We start from the raw sequence: 21,194 nt of genomic DNA on the forward strand, positions 1-21,194 counted from the left end.
TCCGCCGCCGAACAACCGCCGACTAACCGCCGAACTCCTGCAGACCCTTGAGTGCCTGGTCCAGCAGCGCCTGACGGCCGTCCAGCTCCTTCTGGAGCTTGTCGGCCCTGGCGTTGTTGCCCTGGGCCCGAGCGGTCTCGATCTGGCCGCCGAGCTTGTCCACGGCCGCCTGGAGCTGGCCGGTCAGACCCTCGGCACGCGCGCGTGCCTCCGGGTTCGTCCGGCGCCACTCGGTCTCCTCGGACTCCTGAAGGGCCCGCTCGACCGTGTGCATCCGGCCCTCGACCTTCGGGCGCGCGTCCCGCGGCACATGGCCGATGGCCTCCCAGCGCTCGTTGATCGAACGGAAGGCGGCCCGCGCCGCCTTCAGGTCCGTGATCGGCAGAAGCTTCTCGGCCTCCTGGGCCAGCTCCTCCTTGAGCTGGAGGTTCTCGGTCTGCTCCGCGTCCCGCTCGGCGAAGACCGAGCTGCGCGCGGCGAAGAACACGTCCTGGGCGCCGCGGAAGCGGTTCCACAGGTCGTCCTCGTGCTCGCGCTGGGCGCGGCCCGCGGCCTTCCAGTCCGTCATCAGCTCGCGGTAGCGCGCCGCCGTCGGACCCCAGTCGGTCGACGCCGACAACCCCTCGGCCTCCGCGACCAGCTTCTCCTTGACCTTGCGGGCGTCCTCGCGCTGCGCGTCCAGGGACGCGAAGTGCGCCTTGCGGCGCTTGGAGAACGCCGAGCGGGCGTGCGAGAAGCGGTGCCACAGCTCGTCGTCCGACTTGCGGTCGAGCCGCGGCAGCCCCTTCCAGGTGTCCACCAGCGCGCGCAGCCGCTCACCGGCGGACCGCCACTGGTCGGACTGCGCCAGCTCCTCCGCCTCGACGACCAGCGCCTCCTTGGCGTGCCGTGCCTCGTCGGACTGCTTGGCCCGCTGCTGCTTGCGCTCCTCACGGCGGGTCTCGACGGTCTCCACGAGCTTGTCCAGGCGGACCTTCAGCGAGGCCAGATCGCCCACCGCGTGGTGGGCGTCCACCTGCTCGCGGATGTGGTCGATGGCCACCTGCGCGTCCTTCGCGGACAGGTCGGTGGTCTTGACTCGCTTCTCGAGGAGGCCGATCTCGACAACCAGGCCCTCGTACTTGCGCTCGAAGTAGGCCAACGCCTCCTCGGGGGAGCCGGCCTGCCAGGAACCGACGACCTGCTCACCGTCGGCAGTACGCACGTACACGGTCCCCGTCTCGTCGACGCGGCCCCACGGGTCGCTGCTCACAGCGCCTCCTCCACATGATGCCTGCGGAGGGCTCTGCACCCCCGGGCATCGTCCACAGTTTCGTCACGGCCAACATAGGCGACCGGCAGGGATGCTGTCCGCATCCCGCGCGACCGAAGTTTCGCAGTTGGCGGTCAGGATTTCGTTACTGTCGCCTTGTTGATCACAACGGTCGCATTCGGTGCGCCGTCGCCCTGTCCCGTGGCCTCACCGGCCGCGGCGATTTTCTTGAGCACCTTCATCCCCGACGCGGAAATCGTGCCGAACGGTGTGTAACTGGGCGGAAGCTGGCTGTCCTGGTAGACTAGGAAGAACTGGCTGCCGCCGGTGTGCGCCTGGCCCGTGTTGGCCATCGCGATCGTGCCCGCCGGGTAGATTTTGTTCTTGAGGGTTTTGTCCTTCAGGTTCTCGTCCGGAAGGGTGTAGCCGGGGCCGCCCATGCCGGTGCCCTTCGGGTCACCGCACTGCAGCACGTAGATGCCGTTCGTGGTGAGCCGGTGGCACTTGGTGTGATCCAGGTAGCCCTCGCTCGCCAGGAAGTTGAACGAGTTCACCGTGTGCGGGGCCGCGGACGTCTTCAGGGCGACGTCGATGTCGCCACAGGTCGTCGCGAGCTTCAATTCGTACTTCGCCGACTTGTCGATGGTCATCGCCGGCTCCTTCTTCCAGCTCAGCGACTTCACCTTCCCCTCGGCGGCCTTCTCGCACGGGTCCGGAGCCTTGCTCGGCGGCGAGGCGCTCGGAGTGACCTCCGCGCTCGCGTTCGACTTGCTGTCGTCGTTCTTGAAGACCCCGGTCGCGTACGACAGCACGCTGCCCACGACGATCACGCCGAGAACCGACGCGATCACCGAGTTGCGCACGTTCGCCTTGCGCCGCGCGGCCGTACGCCGCTGCTGCTGCCGCAAGAACTTCTCCCGGGCGAGCTGACGCCGCCGCTGCTCCTGGGTGACCACCGGGTTCTCTCCTCATGCGTCTCGTACGTCAACTGGGACGCGTGCGTCTTGTGTGCCGATCGCCTGCGTGTGCCCCGTACCGTATATGGGTTCGCTGAGGAAACGGCAGCGCCGGTAGGCTCTGCGGCACTGCCATCCACCCCGTACGACCACGTACGCCACAAATCGAAGGACGATCGTGCTCATTGCCGGGTTCCCGGCCGGCGCCTGGGGGACGAACTGTTATCTCGTCGCCCCCGCCGCCGGTGAGGAGTGCGTGATCATCGACCCGGGCCACCAGGCCGCCGAGGGAGTCGAGGAGACGCTCAAGAAGCATCGGCTCAAGCCCGTCGCGGTCGTCCTCACCCATGGTCACCTCGACCATGTGGCCTCGGTCGTCCCGGTGTGCGGCGCGCACGGTGTCCCGGCGTGGATCCACCCCGACGACCGCTTCATGATGAGCGACCCGGAGAAGGCGCTCGGCCGGTCCATCGGCATGCAGCTGATGGGCGAGCTGACCATCGGCGAACCGGACGACGTCAAGGAGCTCACGGACGGCGCCCGGCTGGAACTGGCGGGCCTGGAGCTGAGCGTGGCGCACGCGCCGGGCCATACCAAGGGGTCGGTGACGTTCAGGATGCCCGAGACCACGGACATCCCGTCCGTGTTCTTCTCGGGCGACCTGCTCTTCGCCGGCTCCATCGGACGCACCGACCTGCCCGGCGGCGACATGGCCGAGATGCTCGACTCGCTGGCACGCGTGTGCCTGCCGCTCGACGACTCGACCGTGGTGCTGTCCGGCCACGGCGCCCAGACGACCATCGGCCAGGAGCGCGCCACCAATCCGTATCTGCGGCAGGTGGCGGCCGGCCTTCACGATCGCGGCGAGGGTTCGAACCCCCCTCCCCGACGAGGAATGTGACGAGACACCCGTGAGCACCTTCAAGGCCCCCAAGGGCACGTACGACCTGATCCCGCCGGAGAGCGCGAAGTTCCTGGCGGTACGGGAAGCCATCGCGGCCCCGCTGCGCAACTCCGGCTACGGCTACATCGAGACGCCGGGCTTCGAGAACGTCGAACTGTTCGCCCGGGGCGTCGGCGAATCGACGGACATCGTGACGAAGGAGATGTACGCCTTCGAGACCAAGGGCGGCGACAGGCTGGCGCTGCGCCCCGAAGGCACCGCGTCCGTGCTGCGCGCGGCGCTGGAGGCCAACCTCCACAAGCTGGGCAACCTCCCGGTCAAGCTCTGGTACTCGGGCTCGTACTACCGCTACGAGCGCCCCCAGAAGGGCCGGTACCGCCACTTCTCGCAGGTCGGTGCCGAGGCGATCGGCGCGGAGGACCCGGCACTGGACGCCGAGCTGATCATCCTGGCGGACCAGGCGTACCGCACGCTGGGCCTCAGGAACTTCCGCATCCTGCTGAACAGCCTCGGCGACAAGGAGTGCCGTCCGATCTACCGGGCCGCACTGCAGGACTTCCTCCGGGGCCTCGACCTGGACGAGGAAACGCTGCGTCGGGCCGACATCAACCCGCTCCGGGTGCTGGACGACAAGCGGGACGACGTCCAGAAGCAGCTGGTGGGGGCGCCGCTCCTGCGGGACTACCTCTGTGACGCGTGCAAGGCGTACCACGAGGAGGTCCGCGAGCTGATCACCGCGGCGGGCGTCGCCTTCGAGGACGACCCGAAGCTGGTCCGCGGCCTCGACTACTACACGCGTACGACCTTCGAGTTCGTCCACGACGGACTGGGCTCGCAGTCCGCGGTGGGCGGCGGCGGGCGCTACGACGGACTGTCCGAGATGCTCGGCGGCCCCGCGCTGCCTTCGGTGGGCTGGGCGCTGGGCGTCGACCGTACGGTCCTGGCGCTTGAGGCGGAGGGTGTCGAGCTCGAACTCCCGTCCGCGACAAGCGTGTTCGCGGTGCCGCTGGGCGAGGAGGCTCGCCGGGTGCTGTTCGCGAAGGTCACGGAGCTGCGCAAGGTGGGCATCGCGGCGGACTTCTCGTACGGGGCCAAGGGGCTCAAGGGGGCGATGAAGAACGCGAACCGGAGCGGGGCGCGCTACACCGTCGTCGCCGGTGAGCGGGACCTCGCCGAGGGCGTGGTCCAGCTCAAGGACATGGAGTCCGGCGAGCAGTCGGCGATCGGGATCAACGAGATCGTCGCCGAACTGGAGTCGAGGCTGGGCTGAGGCAGCGGGGGCACGGGGTGCCGTTGGCCCCCGTCGCCCGTCCGTGGGCTGCGCTCCCGGACCCACGGATCCGGTGGTCGTCAACCTGGTGGCCACCGTTTCGTCCTCCCAGGCGATTTCGGGCCGGGGGGCCACGCGTGCCTGACCACGCCGTTGCTTCCGGACAGGCACACCGCTCCTTATGTCCACCGAACGGTGGACACGCGCCCGCGTGCGGCACAATGACCGTGCCCGCCAGCCCCCTCTCGAAGCAACGGAACGGCGTGATGACCAAGACGACAGTGCTGAAGGACGGCGCCTCCACCGACCAGTCAGAGCCGCCTGCCGAGGCCTCGCGCTCCGTGGGCGGCAGCCGGGCGTTCGCGGTGATGCTGTTGCTCACCGGCGCGGCCGGACTGCTGGCGGCCTGGGTCATCACGATCGACAAGTTCAAGCTGCTCGAAGCCAAGGTCGCGGGCACGACGTTCACGCCCGGCTGCAGCCTCAACCCCGTGGTGTCCTGCGGCAGCGTGATGGAGAGCAAGCAGGCCGCCGCCTTCGGGTTCCCGAACCCGATGCTCGGCCTCGTCGCCTACGGCATGGTCATCTGCGTCGGCATGAGCCTCCTCGGCCGGGCCCGCTTTCCGCGCTGGTACTGGCTCACCTTCAACGCGGGCACCCTCTTCGGTGTCGGGTTCTGCACCTGGCTGCAGTTCCAGTCCCTGTACCGGATCAACGCGCTGTGCCTGTGGTGCTCCCTGGCCTGGGTCGCGACGATCATCATGTTCTGGTACGTGACCTCGTTCAACGTGCGGAACGGCTTCATCCCCGCCCCGAAGTGGCTCAGGAGCTTCTTCGGTGAGTTCACCTGGGTCGTGCCGGTCCTGCACATCGGCATCATCGGGATGCTGATCCTGACCCGCTGGTGGGACTTCTGGACCAGCTGACCGCGCAAGGCCGACTGTCAGTGCCGTGACATAGGGTTTTGGACGTGGAACCCGACCTGTTCACCGCCGCGGCGGAAGCCCGCCAGGAGAAGGACCCGTCCGGAAGCCCCCTGGCCGTGCGGATGCGCCCGCGTGTCCTCGACGAGGTCGTGGGCCAGCAGCATCTGCTGAAGTCCGGGTCGCCACTGCGCAGGCTCGTCGGGGAGAGCGCGGGCGGGCCGGCCGGACCGTCGTCCGTGATCCTCTGGGGGCCGCCCGGCACCGGCAAGACCACCCTGGCGTATGTCGTGTCGAAGGCCACCCAGAAGCGCTTCGTCGAGCTGTCGGCGATCACCGCGGGCGTCAAGGAGGTCCGCGCGGTCATCGACGGGGCCCGCCGCGCCACCGGCGGCTTCGGCAAGGAGACCGTCCTCTTCCTCGACGAGATCCACCGCTTCAGCAAGGCCCAGCAGGACTCCCTGCTGCCCGCCGTCGAGAACCGCTGGGTGACCCTCATCGCGGCGACCACGGAGAACCCGTACTTCTCGGTGATCTCGCCCCTTCTCTCCCGCTCCCTCCTCCTCACCCTCGAACCGCTCACGGACGACGACCTGCGCGGCCTGCTGCGCCGCGCGCTCACCGACGAGCGCGGCCTCAAGAGCGCCGTAACCCTCCCCGAGGACACCGAGGAACACCTGCTGCGGATCGCCGGCGGAGACGCCCGCCGGGCCCTCACCGCCCTGGAGGCCGCCGCCGGGGCCGCGCTCGACAAGGGCGACGCGGAGATCACCCTCCAGACCCTGGAGGAGACCGTCGACCGGGCGGCCGTGAAGTACGACCGGGACGGCGACCAGCACTACGACGTCGCCAGCGCGCTCATCAAGTCGATCCGGGGTTCCGACGTCGACGCGGCCCTGCACTACCTCGCCCGGATGATCGAGGCCGGCGAGGACCCGCGCTTCATCGCCCGCCGTCTGATGATCTCCGCCAGCGAGGACATCGGCCTCGCCGATCCCAACGCCCTGCCCATAGCCGTCGCCGCCGCGCAGGCCGTCGCCATGATCGGCTTCCCGGAGGCCGCCCTCACCCTCAGCCACGCCACCATCGCCCTCGCCCTGGCCCCCAAGTCCAACGCCGCGACCACGGCGATCGGCGCCGCCATGGAGGACGTACGCAAGGGCCACGCGGGACCCGTGCCGATGCATCTGCGCGACGGGCACTACAAGGGCGCCGCCAAGCTCGGTCACGCTCAGGGGTACGTGTACCCGCACGACCTGCCCGAGGGGATCGCCGAGCAGCAGTACGCGCCGGAGGAGCTGAAGGACCGGACGTACTACGAACCGACCCGGCACGGCGCCGAGGCCCGCTACGCGGACGCGGTCGAGTGGACCAGGAAACACCTCGGTCGAAAGCGGTCCTGAGCACGCTGTAGAATCCTGCGCAGTGCTGCGTCCCGTGTCCGGCTTCGGTCGGCGCCTCAGGCGGGACAACCAGCCGGATCTTCTGATCCAGGAGCGTCGCGCACCTTCGTAGGTGTCGCGGGCAGCCCACCACCACCCGGGTTTCCGGGAACGGCCGGTGGGCCGTTCGTGTGCTGCACGTATGTGCCCAGCACAGGGGAACGGCTGCCTGGCAAGTCCCTCGTGGACCTGCCGGGAATCCCCGGCTGCGGATGCGACCTCCCGTAACCCTGAGGCAGCCGAAAAGGAAAAGGAAAAGAAGTGGCGAACCAGTCCCGCCCCAAGGTCAAGAAGTCGCGTGCCCTCGGCATCGCGCTGACCCCGAAGGCCGTCAAGTACTTCGAGGCCCGTCCCTACCCGCCGGGTGAGCACGGTCGTGGCCGCAAGCAGAACTCGGACTACAAGGTCCGTCTGCTGGAGAAGCAGCGTCTGCGCGCGCAGTACGACGTGTCCGAGCGCCAGCTCGTCCGCGCCTACGAGCGTGCCGCCAAGACGCAGGGCAAGACCGGTGAGGCCCTGGTCATCGAGCTGGAGCGTCGTCTCGACGCCCTGGTTCTGCGTTCGGGCATCGCCCGCACGATCTACCAGGCCCGCCAGATGGTCGTTCACGGCCACATCGAGGTCAACGGTGGCAAGGTCGACAAGCCGTCGTTCCGTGTCCGTCCCGACGACGTCGTGATGGTCCGCGAGCGCAGCCGCAGCAAGACGCTGTTCGAGGTCGCGCGCGCCGGTGGCTTCGCCCCCGACGGTGAGACCCCGCGCTACCTGCAGGTGAACCTCGGCGCCCTGGCCTTCCGCCTGGACCGCGAGCCGAACCGCAAGGAGATCCCGGTGATCTGCGACGAGCAGCTCGTCGTCGAGTACTACGCCCGCTGATCCAGCGGTCGCAGCACTTGGTACCACCGGCTTCGTGCCTCGGCCCGTCGTTTCCCCGCCCTCACCGGCGGGGGAGCGGCGGGCTTTCGCGTACGGCCGCGCCCGTGCGCGACCGCCGTCCCGGCGGGCCCTGTCCGGGTACGGAGAGCCACCTCCGGCGCGATAGGGTCGGGGGCGACTTTCGAAGTACTCGGAACACACGTGCAGTACCCCAGAGTTCAAGTCGATCTACGAGCGCAGAGAGCGGTGCGGTGTGACCGGTGGAGAGGTTGCCGGGATCCTGGTGGCCGTCTTCTGGGCGATTCTGGTCTCCTTCCTCGCCGTGGCTCTGGTGAGGCTGGCCCAGACGCTCAGGGCGACCACGAAGCTGGTCGCGGAGGTGACGGACCAGGCCGTGCCGCTGCTGGCCGACGCCTCCCAGGCCGTGCGCTCCGCACAGACGCAGATCGACCGGGTCGACGCCATCGCCACCGACGTCCAGGAGGTCACCTCCAACGCGTCGGCGCTGTCCACCACCGTCGCCTCGACCTTCGGCGGACCGCTCGTCAAGGTCGCCGCGTTCGGCTACGGCGTACGCCGGGCGATGAGCCGTACCAGGGACGACGAGACGCCCGCACCCGCGCGGGTCCGGCGCACGGTCGTCGTCGGCCGCACCGTATCGGCCCCGAAGGCCGCCAAGGCCTCGAAGCGCCGCAGGCAGAAGGGCTGAACCCCGCCATGTTCCGCCGTACGTTCTGGTTCACCGCGGGCGCCGCGGCCGGTGTGTGGGCCACCACCAAGGTCAACCGCAAGATCCGGCAGCTGACCCCCGAGCACCTCGCCGCGCAGGCCGCCAACAAGGCGATCGAGGCCGGCCACCGGGTCAAGGACTTCGCCCTCGACGTCCGGGCCGGGATGGTCCAGCGCGAGGCCGAGCTGGGCGAGGCCCTCGGGATCGCCGAACCCCCGGGCCGCGGCCTGCCCCCGCAGCGGCGGCTCGCCGCCCTCGACCGGGGCGCGGAAAACCCGAAGCACGATGAGAAGCACTACGGGATGCTGGACAACACGCACCCGTACAACCGGAATGAGGACCACTGATGGAGTCGGCTGAAATTCGTCGCCGCTGGCTGAGCTTCTTCGAGGAGCGCGGCCACACCGTCGTCCCTTCGGCGTCGCTCATCGCGGACGACCCGACTCTGCTGCTGGTCAACGCCGGCATGGTGCCCTTCAAGCCGTACTTCCTCGGCGAGACGAAGCCGCCCGCCCCGCGCGCCACCAGCGTGCAGAAGTGCGTGCGTACGCCCGACATCGAAGAGGTCGGCAAGACCACCCGGCACGGCACGTTCTTCCAGATGTGCGGCAACTTCTCCTTCGGGGACTACTTCAAGGAAGGAGCCATCAAGTACGCCTGGGACCTGCTCACCAACTCCGTCGCCGACGGTGGCTACGGCCTTGAGCCCGAGAAACTCTGGATCACCGTCTACCTCGACGACGACGAGGCCGAGCGGATCTGGCGCGAGCAGATCGGCGTCCCGGCCGAGCGCATCCAGCGCCTGGGTAAGAAGGACAACTTCTGGTCCATGGGCGTACCCGGACCGTGCGGACCCTGCTCCGAGATCAACTACGACCGCGGTCCCGAGTTCGGCGTCGAGGGCGGCCCGGCCGTCAACGACGAGCGGTACGTGGAGATCTGGAACCTGGTCTTCATGCAGTACGAGCGCGGTGCCGGCGACGGCAAGGAGGACTTCCCGATCCTCGGGGACCTGCCGTCGCAGAACATCGACACCGGTCTCGGCCTCGAACGACTCGCCATGATCCTGCAGGGCGTACAGAACATGTACGAGACCGACACCCTGCGCGTCGTCATGGACAAGGCCACCGAGCTGACCGGTGTGCGCTACGGCGAGAAGCACGACTCCGACGTCTCCATGCGCGTGGTCGCCGACCACATCCGTACGTCCGTCATGCTCATCGGCGACGGCGTCACCCCCGGCAACGAGGGGCGCGGTTACGTACTGCGCCGCATCATGCGCCGCGCCATCCGCAACATGCGCCTGATGGGCGCCTCCGGGCCGGTCGTCGCCGACCTCGTCGACGTCGTCATCAAGACGATGGGCCAGCAGTACCCGGAGCTCGTCACCGACCGCAAGCGCATCGAGACCGTGGCCCTCGCCGAGGAGGCCGCCTTCCTCAAGGCCCTCAAGGGCGGCACCAACATCCTCGACACCGCCGTCACCGAGACCAAGCAGGCCGGCGGCCAGGTCCTCTCCGGCGACAAGGCGTTCCTGCTCCACGACACCTGGGGCTTCCCGATCGACCTCACCCTCGAAATGGCCGCCGAACAGGGCCTTTCCGTGGACGAGGACGGCTTCCGGCGCCTGATGAAGGAGCAGCGGGACCGCGCCAAGGCCGACGCCAAGGCCAAGAAGACCGGCCACGCCGACCTGGGTGCCTACCGCGAGATCGCCGACGCCGCCGGTGAGACCGAGTTCTTCGGGTACGACCGCACCGAGGGCGAGTCGACGGTCGTCGGCATCCTCGTCGACGGTGTCTCCTCCCCGGCCGCCACCGAGGGCGACGAGGTCGAGATCGTCCTCGACCGCACCCCGTTCTACGCCGAGGGCGGCGGCCAGATCGGTGACACCGGCCGGATCAGGATCGACTCCGGTGCCGTCATCGAGATCCGCGACTGCCAGAAGCCGGTGCCCGGGGTGTACGTCCACAAGGGCGTCGTCCAGGTCGGCGAGGTCACCGTGGGCGCCAAGGCCCAGGCCGCCATCGACGTGCGCCGCCGCAAGGCCATCGCCCGCGCCCACTCGGCCACCCACCTCACCCACCAGGCGCTGCGCGACGCCCTCGGTCCGACGGCCGCCCAGGCCGGTTCCGAGAACCAGCCCGGCCGCTTCCGCTTCGACTTCGGTTCCCCGTCCGCCGTACCGACGGCCGTGATGACCGACGTCGAGCAGCAGATCAACGAGGTGCTCGCCCGCGACCTGGACGTGCACGCCGAGATCCTCAGCCTCGACGAGGCAAAGAAGCAGGGCGCCATCGCCGAGTTCGGCGAGAAGTACGGCGAGCGCGTGCGCGTCGTGACGATCGGCGACTTCTCCAAGGAACTGTGCGGCGGGACCCACGTCCACAACACCGCCCAGCTCGGCCTGGTGAAGCTGCTCGGCGAGTCGTCCATCGGTTCGGGTGTCCGGCGTATCGAGGCCCTGGTCGGCGTCGACGCCTACAACTTCCTGGCCCGGGAGCACACGGTCGTCGCCCAGATCCAGGAGCTGGTCAAGGGCCGTCCCGAGGAGCTTCCGGAGAAGGTCTCCGCCATGCTCGGCAAGCTGAAGGACGCCGAGAAGGAGATCGAGAAGTTCCGCGCCGAGAAGGTCCTCCAGGCCGCCGCCGGTCTCGCCCAGGGCGCCAAGGACGTCAACGGCGTCGCCCTCGTCACCGGCCAGGTCCCGGACGGCACGAGCGCCGACGACCTGCGCAAGCTGGTCCTCGACGTGCGGGGACGCATCCAGGGCGGCCGGGCTGCCGTCGTCGCCCTCTTCACCACGGCCAACGGCAAGCCGCTGACGGTCATCGCCACCAACGAGGCCGCCCGCGAGCGCGGTCTCAAGGCGGGCGACCTGGTTCGTACGGCTGCCAAGACCCTCGGTGGCGGCGGTGGCGGCAAGCCGGACGTCGCCCAGGGCGGTGGCCAGAACCCGGCCGCCGTCGGCGAGGCCGTCGACGCCGTCGAGCGCCTTGTGGCGGAAACGGCCAAGTGAGCGGCGACGGAAACACCCTGCGCCGCGGCCGTCGACTCGCGATCGACGTCGGGGACGCCCGGATCGGGGTCGCTTCGTGCGACCCCGACGGGATCCTCGCCACCCCCGTGGAGACGGTCCCGGGCCGGGACGTTCCCGCAGCTCAGCGTCGGTTGAAGCAGCTCGTCGACGAGTACGAACCCATTGAGGTCGTCGTCGGCCTCCCTCGCTCCCTCAAGGGGAGCGAGGGCCCCGCCGCCGTGAAGGTCCGGGGCTTCGCCGAGCAACTGGCCCGCCTGGTCGCACCCGTCCCCGTACGCCTGGTGGACGAGCGCATGACGACGGTGACCGCGAGTCAGGGACTGCGCGCATCTGGCGTGAAATCGAAAAAGGGCAGATCGGTCATTGACCAGGTCGCAGCCGTGATCATCCTCCAGCAGGCCCTGGAATCCGAACGAGTGTCAGGTAAAGCACCTGGCGAGGGCGTCGAAGTGGTCATCTGATCGCGATACGGTAACGTTCCGCGTTGATGCAGAGGCGTTCGAATAGCTACCACGTAGCAAGGAGGTAGGCAGTCTCTGGGTTTGAGTGCAGAGGCTGACTGCTTCGCGGCTCTAGGGGATTGGTTGCTCGCTCTCCCAGCCTTCGGCGTGGGGGCTTCTCTGCCGTAGGTGGCGATGCCCATGGGTGACCAGCTCGAGTCACCGCGTAGAGGAGGTGTGATCGGTGACTACGTTTCAGGCGAGTGAGAAGACCCACCAGGCCGTGCTTCCTCAGCGGCCTGCTCTGGAATCTGTAGCAGCAGACACCCCTGGGAGCAGGGACGAAACGGGCTACGGACGCTCCACGCGCGATGCTGGGGCAGCTGACCTGGAACATGAGCGAGGGGAGATGCGAGAGTCCGACCTCCAGACTCTCGCGCGTCACCCCGAGGCTGGTGCGTCAGCGCCAGTTGAGGGAGTAAACGCTGCCGGTAACGGCAGCCCTATGCAGAGCGTGGGTTCAGGCGCGGCCTTCGTGGCCGTCTTGGACCGGCATGGTGTCCCGTTGATGCCTTGCCATCCTGCACGCGCTCGTGAACTTCTTACGAAGGGGCGGGCGGTTGTGGCTCGGTACACGCCCTTCGTCATCAGGCTCAAGGACCGACAGTCAAAAGACTCAGCCGTTCCCGGTGTCGCAGTGCGGGTCGATCCAGGCTCCAAGGGCACCGGCATCGTGGTCACCGTCGATGTTGACGTGGAGACAGGTGGGGGCGGTACAGACGTCGTCACACGTCGAGGGCTGATAGCGATCGAGCTGCGACATCGAGGGGCAAATATTCACAAGGCGATGCTGCAGCGAGCCGGATACAGGCGTGCGAGGAGATCAAGGAATCTCCGATATCGTGCCCCTCGGTTCGATAATCGGAGTCGACGAGCGGATTGGTTGGCTCCGTCACTGCAGCATCGGGTTGACACTACTTGTTCCACCGTTCGACGACTCATCCGATACTTCTCTGTCGCGGAGTTGCACGTGGAGCGAGTCTCGTTCGATACACATGCTATGAGTCAAGGTAAAGACCGGCTTGAGGCGAGTGAGTACCAGCAAGGGACTCTTCACGGCTACGAGGTTCGCCAATATTTGCTGGAAAAATGGGGTAGGGCATGTGTGTACTGCGGAGCTGGCGGTATCCCACTACAAGTGGAGCACATCCAACCCAGGGTTCATGGTGGATCTGACCGGATCTCTAATCTGACACTTGCGTGTGCACCTTGTAATACAGAAAAGGGTACGCGTTCGGTGAAGGAATTTCTGAGCCGCCGCCCTGGTAAGCTGAAGCGGATCTTGGCGCAAGCGAAGGTTCCGCTGAGAGATGCGGCTGCCATGAATGCGACGAGATGGCGGATTGCCGATCAATTGCATTCGATGCAATTGCCCGTATTTTCCTGGTCTGGTGGGCGCACGAAATATAATCGAGTGGGCCATGGATTGGGAAAGACGCACTCCTTGGATGCTTTGGCGGTTGGTGACGTAAAAGCTGGGATGAGGATCGTTCGGTTCCCAAAGAAGGTATTGGTCGCGACTGCGACGGGTCGCGGGACGTACGCTCGTACTCGCTCGGATCGGTATGGATTCCCACGCCTGAATCTACCTCGTGCCAAACAATTCTTTGGATATGCCACTGGCGATCTCGTTCGGGCAGTAATCCCCTCCGGGAAGTATGCGGGGTCCTGGACAGGACGAGTTGCAGTGCGCGCCACAGGGCGGTTTAACGTGCGTTCCGAGCGAGGCGTCGCCCAAGGTATCCATTACCGATATATCCATTTGCTTCAACGGGCCGACGGCTACGGCTACATCACCCGAGAGGAGGAAGATATGCTTTGCTGCGCCGGTGGTGTGAGCATGCGTGTCGACCGCTCTGATGACTGAATATGGCCAGGGCCCAGGCTCCGAACCGTGGCCTCCGGAGGACCCGTTGTACGGAGACGGCGGATGGGAAGGGCAGCAGGCCCAGGCCGACCAGTCCTCCTATGGCGGCCAGCCACAGCATTACCCTCAGCGGCATCTGCAACAGCAGCCGCAGTACGGCGACTGGGGCACCGACGGCCAGCAGGCCGCCTATGGTCACGCGCAGCCGCAGTATCAGCAGTACCCACAGCAGGGTCATCACCAGCAGCAGTACCCGCAGCAGTACGGCGAGCAGGCCCCCCAGCAGTACGTCGGCCAGGGCCAGCAGCAGTACGCGGGTGGCGACTGGGACGCCGGTCAGCAGGCGCCGCAGGTGCCCTACACCGCCGATCCGACGGACCCGTACGTCCAGCAGGCCGCGGCGTACGGCGGCCAGCAGCCCGACTACTACGGCGCCCCCGACGCGTACCCGCCGCCGGAACCGCCAGCCAGGCGTCGTACCGAACCGGAACCGCAGACGGACTGGGACCCGGGTCCTGACCAGGGCGAGCACGCCTTTTTCGTGGGCGGTGACGATGGCGACGGCTCCGACGACGAGGCTGAGGGGCGTCGGGGCCGCGGCGACCGGAAGGAACGGGACGGCGGCAAGAGTGGGAAAGGCGGCAAGAGTAAGAAGGGCCGCAGCGGAACTGCCTGTCTGGTGGTCGTCCTGGTGTTCGGCGGCGGTATCGCCGGAATCGGGTATTTCGGGTATCAGTTCTATCAAAATCGTTTCAGTGCAGCGCCCGACTATGTGGGAGCTGGCACGGGTGAGAGTGTGAGCGTCACCGTCCTTAAGGGATCCGGTGGTTACGCGATTGGGCAGGCATTGAAGGATGCTGGTGTTGTCAAGAGTGTCGATGCTTTTGTGGCTGCACAATCACAGAACCCTAAGGGAAACTCTATTCAGGCGGGCGTCTATACTCTGAAGAAGGAAATGTCCGGAGAGAGCGCTGTTGCGTTGATGCTCAGCCCTGATAGCCGCAACAATCTGGTAATTGCCGAAGGCAAGCGAAATGCTGAAATCTATATCCTTATCGACAGGCGCCTTGGAATCAAATCTGGCACGACCAGGGAAGTCGCTGAAAAGGAATGGAAGAATCTTGGCTTGCCGGACTGGGCTAACAATAGTAACGACATCAAGGATCCTTTGGAGGGATTTCTTTACCCTTCGAGCTATCCGGTCTCTAAAGGTATGAAGCCTAAAGATGTCCTAAAGCAGATGGTCGATCTTGCCAAAGAGAAATATGTCCAATTGGGCCTTCAGTCAAAGGCGCAGGGTCTGGGCCTTAAGGATCCTCTTCAACTTCTCACCGTGGCGAGTCTTGTTCAGAAAGAAGGCAAATATAAAGGAGACTTTGAAAAGGTTGCCAGGGTTGTCTACAATCGTCTGGAGCCGAATAACACTGAGACCTATGGGCTGCTCGATTTTGACTCGACAGTGAACTACCTCAGGGGTGAGTCCAAACTAGCCACTGGCTCGGTCGATCGTTTGCGGGCGATTGACGACCCGTATAACACCTACAAGATCAAGGGTTTGCCCCCCGGGCCGATCAGTAATCCTGGTGAAGTGGCGATTGAGGCGGCAATCAAGCCGGCCAAGGGTAATTGGTATTACTTTGTTTCGGTCAGCGAGGATAAGACTCTCTTCGCTGAGACGAACGAAGAGCAGAACCGTAATCGCGAGAAATACCTTGAAGGGCTGAAGGGGCAATGAGGGTAGCTAGTGTCAAGTCGCGGCGCCTGGACCCTGACTTGGTTGTAGCTCAAAAGCCAACTGCCGGTGACTAATTTGACTATTCAGTCACCGGCAGTTGGCTTTATTTTGATCATTTAGGCGATAGTGGAGACCCAAGGGCCATAAGCATAGTCATACGTTTCGTCGAGCAGCCACGCTTGGATGTTAACTTCGCTGTTTTCCACGAAGTCAAAGTCCCATCTTTGAACGGTGCCTGCTCCCTTAGTGTTGCATCTTGCGTACAGGGCACGCTTCCCGGTGGATACAGGCTTGGCATAAAAAGCTACGCAAGCCTGCGCGTGGTCTGCAACCAGGTCGTAGACGCCGATAACGTCACCATCCGTGAAGAAGTAGGCTTTCCCGTTGTCGCTGTATGATCCCGACGGAAATGCCCAGATGATGGTGTCGATGGGTTTTGCCTGAGCCGCTGACGTGAAACCGAAAGTTATAGCTGCCGCCATAAGCGGTGCCATGAAGTAGCGCTTAAGTATCACTTTTCTCCCATTTGTCAATTTTGGCTAGTTGATTTCATAGTACTTATGTCGGTGTGGCCATGTCGACGGAGTTCAGGGCTTGTGTGATTCGATGCGCATAAGGTGACGATGGTGTGCTCTAATTATTTAGTATGATTTACCTAGATTGATGTGATGGTTAGGTAAAGGGAGTAGAGGGTTGACGAACAGCCGATGCCGAGCGGCCGTGCTCGGTTCCCCCATCGCCCATTCCCTCTCGCCGGTGCTGCACCGTGCCGCGTACGCGGAACTGGGGCTGACCGACTGGACGTACGACCGTTTCGAGGTCGACGAGGGCGGGCTGCCGGGATTCCTGGGAGAGCTCGGTCCGGAGTGGGCGGGGCTGTCCCTCACGATGCCGCTCAAGCGGGCGGTCATCCCGTGGCTCGACGAGGTCAGCGAGACGGCCACGTCGGTGGAGGCCGTCAACACCGTCGTGTTCGGCGCGGACGGGCGGTGTGTCGGGGACAACACCGACATCCCCGGAATCGTGGGCGCCCTGCGCGAGCACGGCATCGAGCAGGTCGACTCCGCCGCGATCCTCGGCGCCGGCGCCACCGCCTCCTCCGCGCTCGCCGCGCTGGCCCGGATCTGCACCGGCGAGGTCGTCGTGTACGTCCGCAGCGAGGCCCGGGCCACAGAGATGCGGCAGTGGGGCGAACGCCTCGGCATCGAGGTCCGTACGGCGGACTGGGCGGACGCGGCCCGGGCGCTGCACGCTCCGCTGGTGATCGCCACCACCCCGGCCGGTACGACGGACGCGCTCTCCCGTGCCGTACCGGAACGGCCGGCGACCCTCTTCGACGTGCTCTACCACCCCTGGCCGACCGATCTGGCGGCGCGCTGGTCGGCGTACGGCGGGGCGGTCGTCAGCGGGCTCGACCTGCTGGTGCACCAGGCGGTGCTTCAGGTGGAACAGATGACCGGGATTGTTCCCGCCCCGCTGGGTGCCATGCGCAGGGCCGGCGAGAAGGCACTCGCCGACCGCTGACCCGATTCCGCCGCGCGTCCGGTGGCTGGACCGCCGAGCGGGCATTCGGCCCGGACGTGGGAGGATCGGGAGGAGGCGGGCCTGGGCCGCGCACCCGGTCACGCCGTCGCCGTACGCGAGGACGCGCGTACGCAGGGCAGAACCAGGGCGCGAGTATGAGGAGCACCGTTGAGCAGGTTGCGCTGGTTGACCGCGGGGGAGTCCCACGGTCCCGCACTCGTCGCGACGCTGGAGGGCCTTCCGGCCGGCGTTCCGATCACCACGGAGCTGGTGGCGGACCATCTGGCGAGGCGTCGGCTCGGTTATGGGCGCGGTGCCCGGATGAAGTTCGAGCAGGACGCGATCACCTTCCTCGGCGGCGTGCGGCACGGTCTGTCGATGGGTTCGCCGGTCGCGGTGATGGTCGGCAACACGGAGTGGCCGAAGTGGGAGCAGGTGATGGCGGCCGATCCGGTGGATCCGGAGATCCTGGCCGGACTCGCCCGTAACGCCCCGCTGACGCGCCCCCGTCCCGGTCACGCGGATCTGGCGGGCATGCAGAAGTACGGCTTCGAGGAGGCCCGCCCGATCCTGGAACGCGCCTCCGCGCGCGAGACGGCGGCGCGGGTGGCACTGGGTGCGGTGGCCCGCTCGTTCCTGAAAGCTGCGGCCGGCATCGAGATCGTCTCGCACGTCGTCGAACTGGCGGCGGCGAAGGCTCCCTACGGCGTCTACCCCAAGCCCTCCGACGTCGAGAGGCTGGACGCCGACCCGGTGCGCTGCCTCGACGCCGACGCGTCGAAGGCGATGGTCGCGGAGATCGACCAGGCCCACAAGGACGGCGACACCCTGGGCGGTGTGGTGGAGGTGCTGGCGTACGGCGTGCCGGTGGGCCTGGGCTCGCACGTGCACTGGGACCGGCGTCTGGACGCCCGGCTGGCCGGCGCGCTGATGGGCATCCAGGCCATCAAGGGCGTCGAGGTCGGCGACGGCTTCGACCTCGCGCGTGTGCCGGGCTCGAAGGCGCACGACGAGATCGTGCCCACGGACGACGGCATCCGGCGCGCGACCGGGCGTTCCGGTGGCACCGAGGGCGGTCTGTCGACGGGGGAGCTGCTGCGCGTACGGGCGGCGATGAAGCCGATCGCGACCGTGCCGCGCGCCCTGCAGACCGTCGACGTGGTCACCGGGGAGGCGACTCAGGCGCACCACCAGCGTTCCGACGTGTGTGCGGTCCCGGCGGCCGGGATCGTCGCGGAGGCGATGGTGGCCCTCGTCCTCGCCGACGCGGTGGTGGAGAAGTTCGGCGGCGACAGCGTGCCCGAGACGCGCCGCAACGTGGAGTCCTACCTCGAACACCTGATCGTCCGGTGAGCGCTTTGCAGATTGTGCTGGTGGGGCCGATGGGCGTCGGCAAGTCCACCGTCGGGCGGCTGCTGGCCGAGCGGCTCGGCTGCTCGTACCGGGACACGGACGACGACATCGTCGCCGAGCAGGGCCGCACGATCGCCGACATCTTCGTCGACGAGGGTGAACCGGTCTTCCGGGCCGTCGAGAAGCAGGCGGTCCAGCGGGCGCTAGCCGAGCACGACGGTGTCCTCGCCCTCGGCGGCGGCTCGATCCTCGACGAGGAGACCCGCGGACTGCTGGCCGGGCACCGGGTCGTCTACCTCTCGATGGACGTCGAGGAAGCCGTCCAGCGCACCGGCCTGAACGCGGCCCGCCCCCTGCTGGCGGTCAACCCGCGTCGGCAGTGGCGGGAGCTGATGGAGGCTCGCCGCCATCTGTACACGGAGGTCGCCGACGCGGTCGTCCCCACCGATGGCCGTACGCCCGAAGAGGTCACCCAAGCCGTCCTGGACGCACTGGAGTTGAAGTCAGCATGAGCAGCGAGACGGTGACGCGGATCCAGGTCGGCGGCACGGCGGGCAGCGACCCGTACGAGGTTCTGATCGGACGCCAACTCCTGGAGGAGCTGGGCGGGCTCATCGGGCCCAAGGCGAAGCGGGTCGCGGTGATCCACCCCGAGGCACTCGCGGAGACGGGTGAGGCGCTGCGCGCCGACCTGGCCGGCCAGGGCTTCGAGACGGTCGCCATCCAGGTGCCGAACGCCGAGGAGGCCAAGACCGCGGAGGTGGCCGCCTACTGCTGGAAGGCGCTCGGCCAGTCCAACTTCACCCGCACCGACGTCATCGTCGGTGTCGGTGGCGGGGCGAGCACGGACCTGGCCGGCTTCGTGGCCGCGACCTGGCTGCGCGGGGTGCGCTGGATCGCGATCCCGACGACGGTACTGGCGATGGTGGACGCGGCGGTCGGCGGCAAGACCGGCATCAACACCGCCGAGGGCAAGAACCTCGTCGGCTCCTTCCACCCGCCCGCCGGTGTGCTGTGCGACCTGGCGGCGCTGGACTCGCTCCCGGTCAACGACTACGTGTCCGGGCTCGCGGAGGTCATCAAGGCCGGTTTCATCGCCGACCCGGTGATCCTGGAGCTGATCGAGGCCGACCCGCAGGCCGCCCGCAGTCCGGCGGGCCCGCACACCGCCGAGCTGATCGAGCGCTCGATCAAGGTGAAGGCGGAGGTCGTCTCCTCGGACCTCAAGGAATCCGGCCTGCGCGAGATCCTCAACTACGGGCACACGCTCGCGCACGCCATCGAGAAGAACGAGCGCTACCAGTGGCGCCATGGCGCGGCCGTCTCCGTCGGAATGCACTTCGCGGCCGAACTGGGCCGTCTCGCGGGCCGGTTGGACGACGCGACGGCCGACCGGCACCGCACGGTCCTGGAGTCCGTCGGACTGCCGCTGCACTACCGCTACGACCAGTGGCCCAAGCTGCTGGAGACGATGAAGCTCGACAAGAAGTCCCGAGGCAACCTGCTGCGGTTCATCGTCCTGGACGGACTGGCCAAGCCGACCGTCCTGGAAGGCCCCGACCCGGCCGTCCTCCTCGCCGCCTACGGCGAAGTGGGGGAGTAGCTCCCCACTCGGGCGCTTGGCCCGATTCGCTTGTGGCGATGGGCACTTCGGGCTGTTCCGGGCCGTTCACCAAACGGCGGCCCGGGACGGTACCGTTCGGGTGGAAGTCCCCCCAGTGCTTCCGGGCAGTGGGGGCTAGCAGGGTTCGTGCCCCGCCGACCAGCGCCAGTCGCCTGTACGAGATGGAGTGGCACCGGATGCAGGACGCAGTGGGGTCTCCGCTGCCGCCGCCCCACCAGCCGGGGCAAGGACCGGTCGCCGACTGGCCGTCGGCCGCCCCGCACGCGGGGCAGCACCACCCGGGCGCCCATCCGGGTTCCGCACCCCCGAGCCGACCGCCGGCTCCGGCTCCGGCTCCGGTCTACACCGGCCCGACCGCCTCGGGGCCGGGTCCACAGGCCCAGCATCCGCCCGTCCCCCAGCACGCTCCCGTGCCGCAGCACGTCCAGGTGCCGCCGACGCCGGACACCACCGGCCATGTGCGGCTGCCCCAGGGCGACTTCGTTCCGACGCCGGGTCCGCCGCCCGCCACCGGCCCTGTCGACCCGTCCTCAGCGCCCCTGGCCGTGCTGCTGATCGGCCCCGCGGGCGCCGGAAAGACGAGCGTCGCGAAGTACTGGGCCGACCATCGCCGGGTGCCCACCGCGCACATCAGTCTCGACGACGTACGCGAATGGGTCCGCTCGGGCTTCGCCGACCCGCAGTCGGGGTGGAACGACCATTCCGAGGCGCAGTATCGTCTCGCCCGCCGTACCTGCGGCTTCGCCGCGCGCAACTTCCTGGCCAACGGCATCTCGTGCATCCTCGACGACGCGGTCTTTCCCGACCGGCCGGTTGTCGGTCTCGGCGGCTGGAAGAGGCATGTGGGGCCAGGTCTGCTGCCGGTCGTACTGCTGCCGGGCCTGGAGATCGTCCTGGAGCGCAACGCAGAGCGCTCCGGCAACCGCCGCCTCACGGACGAGGAGGTCGCCCGCATCCACGGCCGGATGGCGGGCTGGTACGGCTCCGGCCTCCCGATCATCGACAACTCCCAGCTCGATGTCCCGGCCACGGCCCGGGTCCTGGACGACGTCCTCGCGCGGCTGCTGGCCAGCCCGCCCAAGTGGTAGTCCGGGAAGCGGGTCAGGGTACGCCTGGCGCCGGGCGTGCGCCTGTCGGGTACTGAGCGGTGCCAGGCGGGTCCGGGTGGGCTGAACGAGTGGTCGCCCCCGCCGCCCCT

19 protein-coding genes are annotated in these 21,194 nt (G+C 67.3%); 16 read left to right on the forward strand and 3 right to left on the reverse strand.

All coding sequences use genetic code 11. The features are described 5' to 3' along the window. Positions 1-22 precede the first annotated feature (22 nt). Both PV734_RS05765 and PV734_RS05770 read right to left on the reverse strand, forming a co-directional pair. The gene (locus PV734_RS05765) at positions 23-1,252 is read right to left on the reverse strand and encodes a DUF349 domain-containing protein (protein ID WP_319288874.1); all 1,230 of its coding nucleotides are present in this window, start codon (positions 1,250-1,252) and stop codon (positions 23-25) included. A 134-nt stretch (positions 1,253-1,386) separates the two neighbouring features. Further along, the gene (locus PV734_RS05770) at positions 1,387-2,208 is read right to left on the reverse strand and encodes a peptidylprolyl isomerase (protein ID WP_319288875.1); all 822 of its coding nucleotides are present in this window, start codon (positions 2,206-2,208) and stop codon (positions 1,387-1,389) included. Between the two features lie 178 nt (positions 2,209-2,386). Here PV734_RS05770 and PV734_RS05775 point away from each other — a divergent pair, with 178 nt between their 5' ends. From PV734_RS05775 to mltG, 11 genes are all read left to right on the forward strand, one after another. Then, complete coding sequence (locus PV734_RS05775) at positions 2,387-3,109, forward strand: MBL fold metallo-hydrolase (RefSeq protein ID WP_319093990.1); 723 nt, start codon at positions 2,387-2,389, stop codon at positions 3,107-3,109. Positions 3,110-3,119: 10 nt separating this feature from the next. Further along, positions 3,120-4,382 (forward strand): histidine--tRNA ligase, encoded by a 1,263-nt coding sequence (gene hisS, locus PV734_RS05780; RefSeq protein ID WP_319093989.1) that lies wholly within the window; start codon positions 3,120-3,122, stop codon positions 4,380-4,382. A gap of 266 nt (positions 4,383-4,648) precedes the next feature. Continuing rightward, the gene (locus PV734_RS05785; RefSeq protein ID WP_319093988.1) at positions 4,649-5,308 is read left to right on the forward strand and encodes a vitamin K epoxide reductase family protein; all 660 of its coding nucleotides are present in this window, start codon (positions 4,649-4,651) and stop codon (positions 5,306-5,308) included. 44 nt (positions 5,309-5,352) lie between these two features. Next, positions 5,353-6,708 (forward strand): replication-associated recombination protein A, encoded by a 1,356-nt coding sequence (locus PV734_RS05790; RefSeq protein WP_319093987.1) that lies wholly within the window; start codon positions 5,353-5,355, stop codon positions 6,706-6,708. Positions 6,709-7,008: 300 nt separating this feature from the next. Continuing rightward, positions 7,009-7,623 (forward strand): 30S ribosomal protein S4, encoded by a 615-nt coding sequence (rpsD, locus tag PV734_RS05795; RefSeq protein ID WP_006381762.1) that lies wholly within the window; start codon positions 7,009-7,011, stop codon positions 7,621-7,623. 253 nt (positions 7,624-7,876) lie between these two features. Beyond that, positions 7,877-8,332, forward strand: coding sequence for a DUF948 domain-containing protein (locus PV734_RS05800; RefSeq protein ID WP_319093986.1), 456 nt, complete (start codon positions 7,877-7,879; stop codon positions 8,330-8,332). Between the two features lie 8 nt (positions 8,333-8,340). Continuing rightward, positions 8,341-8,700 (forward strand): hypothetical protein, encoded by a 360-nt coding sequence (locus PV734_RS05805; protein WP_319288876.1) that lies wholly within the window; start codon positions 8,341-8,343, stop codon positions 8,698-8,700. Then, entirely contained in the window at positions 8,700-11,372 is a 2,673-nt protein-coding gene (gene alaS, locus PV734_RS05810) for an alanine--tRNA ligase (RefSeq protein ID WP_319288877.1), read from the forward strand. Before PV734_RS05805 ends, alaS begins: the two co-directional genes overlap by 1 nt. Further along, positions 11,369-11,854, forward strand: a complete 486-nt coding sequence (ruvX, locus tag PV734_RS05815; protein ID WP_319093983.1) for a Holliday junction resolvase RuvX — start codon at positions 11,369-11,371, stop codon at positions 11,852-11,854. The genes alaS and ruvX overlap by 4 nt, the downstream gene beginning before the upstream one ends. A 484-nt stretch (positions 11,855-12,338) precedes the next feature. Continuing rightward, positions 12,339-13,760 (forward strand): RNA-guided endonuclease IscB, encoded by a 1,422-nt coding sequence (gene iscB, locus PV734_RS05820; RefSeq protein ID WP_319288878.1) that lies wholly within the window; start codon positions 12,339-12,341, stop codon positions 13,758-13,760. Continuing rightward, a complete protein-coding gene (mltG, locus tag PV734_RS05825; protein ID WP_319094241.1) occupies positions 13,753-15,495 on the forward strand; it encodes an endolytic transglycosylase MltG in 1,743 nt (580 codons plus the stop codon). Before iscB ends, mltG begins: the two co-directional genes overlap by 8 nt. Positions 15,496-15,611: 116 nt before the next feature. On the opposite strand, the gene PV734_RS05830 is transcribed toward mltG, so the two are convergent. Continuing rightward, positions 15,612-15,989 (reverse strand): hypothetical protein, encoded by a 378-nt coding sequence (locus PV734_RS05830; RefSeq protein ID WP_319093982.1) that lies wholly within the window; start codon positions 15,987-15,989, stop codon positions 15,612-15,614. Between the two features lie 199 nt (positions 15,990-16,188). Here PV734_RS05830 and PV734_RS05835 point away from each other — a divergent pair, with 199 nt between their 5' ends. The 5 genes from PV734_RS05835 (at position 16,189) to PV734_RS05855 (ending at position 21,084) form a co-directional block, all read left to right on the forward strand. Beyond that, the gene (locus PV734_RS05835) at positions 16,189-17,019 is read left to right on the forward strand and encodes a shikimate dehydrogenase (protein ID WP_319093981.1); all 831 of its coding nucleotides are present in this window, start codon (positions 16,189-16,191) and stop codon (positions 17,017-17,019) included. Positions 17,020-17,187: 168 nt separating this feature from the next. Then, on the forward strand, positions 17,188-18,372 hold the full coding sequence (gene aroC, locus PV734_RS05840) for a chorismate synthase (RefSeq protein ID WP_319093980.1): 1,185 nt from the start codon (positions 17,188-17,190) through the stop codon (positions 18,370-18,372). A 29-nt stretch (positions 18,373-18,401) separates the two neighbouring features. Continuing rightward, positions 18,402-18,884: a shikimate kinase gene (locus tag PV734_RS05845; protein WP_415924158.1), complete on the forward strand. Its 483-nt coding sequence runs from the start codon at positions 18,402-18,404 to the stop codon at positions 18,882-18,884. Further along, positions 18,881-19,975 carry a 3-dehydroquinate synthase gene (aroB, locus tag PV734_RS05850; protein WP_319093978.1) on the forward strand — a complete coding sequence of 365 codons (1,095 nt, stop codon included), beginning with the start codon at positions 18,881-18,883 and terminating at the stop codon, positions 19,973-19,975. The genes PV734_RS05845 and aroB overlap by 4 nt, the downstream gene beginning before the upstream one ends. A 197-nt stretch (positions 19,976-20,172) precedes the next feature. Next, entirely contained in the window at positions 20,173-21,084 is a 912-nt protein-coding gene (locus tag PV734_RS05855) for a Pro-rich N-terminal domain-containing protein (protein WP_319288879.1), read from the forward strand. Positions 21,085-21,194: the final 110 nt, after the last annotated feature.

This window comes from Streptomyces sp. AK08-02, assembly GCF_033795085.1.
GTDB classification, from domain to species: Bacteria; Actinomycetota; Actinomycetes; order Streptomycetales; family Streptomycetaceae; genus Streptomyces; species Streptomyces echiniscabiei.